Source organism: Rhizobacter sp. P3_B12 (assembly GCF_056402895.1).
Genome location: NZ_JBFUGN010000666.1, coordinates 1 through 3452, shown reverse-complemented (window position 1 = coordinate 3452; position 3452 = coordinate 1). Strand labels below are relative to the sequence as shown.

The 3452-nt window shown below is 68.3% G+C and carries 4 protein-coding genes; all 4 read left to right on the top strand.

Going from position 1 to position 3452, the window contains the following annotated elements; genetic code table 11:
• Positions 1-78 precede the first annotated feature (78 nt).
• On the top strand, positions 79-726 hold the full coding sequence (locus AC1D01_RS25790; protein ID WP_477871427.1) for a phosphoribosylanthranilate isomerase: 648 nt from the start codon (positions 79-81) through the stop codon (positions 724-726).
• 13 nt (positions 727-739) lie between these two features.
• A complete protein-coding gene (trpB, locus tag AC1D01_RS25785) occupies positions 740-1984 on the top strand; it encodes a tryptophan synthase subunit beta (RefSeq protein WP_477871425.1) in 1245 nt (414 codons plus the stop codon).
• Positions 1981-2820, top strand: a complete 840-nt coding sequence (trpA, locus tag AC1D01_RS25780; protein WP_477871423.1) for a tryptophan synthase subunit alpha — start codon at positions 1981-1983, stop codon at positions 2818-2820. Before trpB ends, trpA begins: the two co-directional genes overlap by 4 nt.
• Positions 2817-3452, top strand: a 636-nt coding sequence (locus AC1D01_RS25775) for an acetyl-CoA carboxylase carboxyltransferase subunit beta (protein ID WP_477871421.1), incomplete at its 3' end; no start/stop codon positions are given. The genes trpA and AC1D01_RS25775, both read left to right, overlap by 4 nt.

Genomic DNA, 3452 nt, shown 5'->3' with positions numbered 1-3452 from the left:
GTACTACGATGCGCGCTTCGAAATTCCCCCGCACACGCCGCCGATGGACTGGCTCCCCGGCGGCGCGAGCCTCGAAGCATGAGCGTGCGCACCCGAATCAAGATCTGCGGCCTGACGCGCGAGGCCGATGTCGATGCGGCCGTCGCGGCCGGCGCCGATGCGATCGGCTTCGTGCTGTACGAGCGCAGCCCGCGGCATGTGAGCGTCGAGCGCGCGGCCGAACTGGCGCAGCGCCTGCCGCCGTTCGTCACGCCGGTGGTGCTGTGCGTCAATGCCGCGCCGTCGCTGATCGAGCGCGCGACCGCCACGATCCCCAGCCTGCTGCTGCAATTCCATGGCGACGAGACGCCGGCCGAGTGCGCCGCCGCCGGCCGCCCGTTCCTGCGGGCCGCACGCATGTCGGGGGATTTCGATTTGCTAGACTTCGCCGCTCAGTACCCGCACGCCCAGGGGCTGCTGCTCGACGCTCATGTCGACGGGTATGGTGGAGGCGGAAAGGTCTTTGATTGGTCACTCATTCCTCGAAACGTGCGCTCTCCAGTCGTTTTGTCTGGTGGGTTGCATGCCGGAAATGTGATCGAAGGAATTCTTCGGGTGCGGCCCTGGGCCGTTGACGTGAGTTCCGGCGTTGAAAGCGCCAAGGGCATCAAGGATGCCTGGGCCATCCGCCGTTTCTGCGATGCCGTGCGCGAAGCCGACGCCCGCATCGCTGCCACTCCCACCTGAAGCGAGTCAATCCATGTCGAAATACCAGCAGCCCGATGCCAGCGGGCATTTCGGGCCTTATGGCGGCACCTTCGTCGCCGAGACCCTGATCCACGCGCTCGATGAACTGAAGGCGGCCTATGCCGAGGCGCAGCGCGACCCGGCCTTCCAGGCCGAATACGAGAGCGAACTGAAGCACTTCGTGGGCCGGCCCAGCCCGGTCTACCACGCCGCGCGCATGAGCCGCGAACTGGGCGGCGCGCAGATCTACCTGAAGCGCGAGGACCTGAACCACACCGGCGCGCACAAGATCAACAACACGATCGGCCAGGCGCTGCTCGCGCGCCGCATGGGCAAGCCGCGCGTGATCGCCGAGACCGGTGCCGGCCAGCACGGCGTGGCCACCGCGACGATCTGTGCGCGCTACGGCATGGAGTGCGTCGTCTACATGGGCAGCGAGGACGTGAAGCGCCAGTCGCCCAACGTCTACCGCATGAAGCTGCTCGGCGCGACCGTCGTGCCGGTGGAGAGCGGCTCCAAGACGCTGAAGGACGCGCTGAACGAGGCGCTGCGCGACTGGGTGACCAACGTCGAGAACACCTTCTACATCATCGGCACGGTGGCCGGCCCGCACCCGTACCCGGCGATGGTGCGCGACTTCCAGCGCGTGATCGGCGACGAGTGCCTGGTGCAGATGCCCGAGCTCGCCGGCCGCCAGCCCGACGCGGTGATCGCCAGCGTGGGCGGCGGCAGCAACGCGATGGGGATCTTCTATCCGTACATCGAGCATGCCGGCACGCGGCTGATCGGCGTCGAGGCGGCCGGGCAGGGGCTCGACACCGGCAAGCATGCCGCGAGCCTCAGCGCCGGTTCGCCCGGCGTGCTGCACGGCAACCGCACCTACCTGCTGCAGGACGAGAACGGCCAGATCATCGAGACGCACTCGATCTCCGCCGGGCTCGACTACCCGGGCGTCGGTCCGGAGCACGCCTACCTGAAGGACACCGGCCGCGCCGAGTACGTCGGCATCACCGACGACGAGGCGCTGAAGGCCTTCCACTACCTGTGCCGCACCGAGGGCATCATCCCGGCGCTGGAGTCGTCGCATGCGGTCGCGCACGCGATGAAGCTCGCGCCGACGATGCGCCCCGACCAGCACCTGCTCGTCAACCTGTCCGGCCGCGGCGACAAGGACATCGGCACCGTCGCCGACCTGTCGGGCGACAAGGTCTACGCCCAGCCCTCGCAGGCGGGCCAGACGGTGAAGGGGGCGCAATGAGCCGCATCGCCACCCGCTTCCATGCGCTGAAGAAGGAAGGCCGCAAGGCGCTGATCCCGTACATCACCGCCGGCGACCCGTACCCGGATGCCACCGTCGAGCTGATGCTCGCGATGGCCGAGGCCGGCGCCGACGTGATCGAGCTCGGCGTGCCGTTCTCCGACCCGATGGCCGACGGCCCGGTGATCCAGAAGGCCGCCGAGCGGGCGCTCGCGAAGAAGATCGGCATGGTGCAGGTGCTCGACTACGTGCGCGGCTTCCGGGCCCGCAACACGACGACGCCGCTGGTGCTGATGGGCTACGCGAACCCGATCGAGCGCTATGACCAGCTGCATGGCGCGGATGCCGGCGAGAGTGCGTTCGTGCGCGATGCCGCCGAGGCCGGCGTCGACGGCGTGCTGGTCGTCGACTACCCGCCCGAGGAATGCGAGGCCTTCGCCGCCCGGCTGAAGGCGAAGCAGCTCGACCCGATCTTCCTGCTCGCGCCCACCTCCACCGAACAGCGCATGAAAGACGTCGGCCGCATCGCGACCGGCTACGTCTACTACGTGTCGCTGAAGGGCGTGACCGGCGCCGGCCACCTCGACACCGACGCGGTGGCCAAGATGGTGCCGCGGATCCAGGCCCACGTGCAGGTGCCGGTGGGTGTAGGCTTCGGCATCCGCGACGCGCAGACGGCCATCGCGGTCGCCAGGGTGTCGGATGCGGTCGTCATCGGATCCCGCATCGTGCAATTGCTTGAAACCCAGACGCGCGACAATGTCGTCCCCGCGGCCGCGGCGTTCATCGCCGAGATCCGTGCCGCCCTCGATACCCTGAAAGGAGCTCCCGCATGAGTTGGCTCGAGAAACTGCTTCCGCCGAAGATGCAGCAGACAGACCCGAGCGAGCGCCGCACGGTGCCCGAAGGCCTGTGGATCAAGTGCCCGTCGTGCGACACCGTGCTCTACAAGAGCGACCTCGAGCAGAACATCAACGTCTGCCCGAAGTGCAGCCACCACCACCGCATCCGCGCCCGCGCGCGGCTCGATGCCTTCCTCGACGGCGAAGGCCGCTACGAGATCGGCCAGGAGGTGCTGCCGGTCGACGCGCTGAAGTTCAAGGACAGCAAGCGCTACCCGGAGCGGCTGAAGGAGTCGCTGGAGAGCACCGGCGAGACCGATGCGCTGGTGGTGATGGGCGGTGCGGTGCTCAGCATTCCGCTGGTGGCCGCCTGCTTCGAGTTCGACTTCATGGGCGGCTCGATGGGCTCGGTGGTCGGCGAGCGCTTCGTGCGCGGCGTCGAGGCCGCGGTCGAGCAGAAGGTGCCGTTCGTCAGCTTCGCGGCCACCGGTGGCGCGCGCATGCAGGAAGGCCTGCTGAGCCTGATGCAGATGGCCAAGACCAATGCGTCGCTGACGCTGCTGGCCAAGGCGAAGCTGCCCTACATCAGCGTGCTGACCGACCCGACGATGGGCGGTGTCTCGGCG

What these genes read in the sequence shown, in the direction of transcription:
- AC1D01_RS25790 (WP_477871427.1), top strand. Translation starts at nt 79, where the DNA reads ATGAGCGTGCGCACCCGAATCAAGATCTGCGGCCTGACGCGCGAGGCC.
- trpB (WP_477871425.1), top strand. Translation starts at nt 740, where the DNA reads ATGTCGAAATACCAGCAGCCCGATGCCAGCGGGCATTTCGGGCCTTAT.
- trpA (WP_477871423.1), top strand. Translation starts at nt 1,981, where the DNA reads ATGAGCCGCATCGCCACCCGCTTCCATGCGCTGAAGAAGGAAGGCCGC.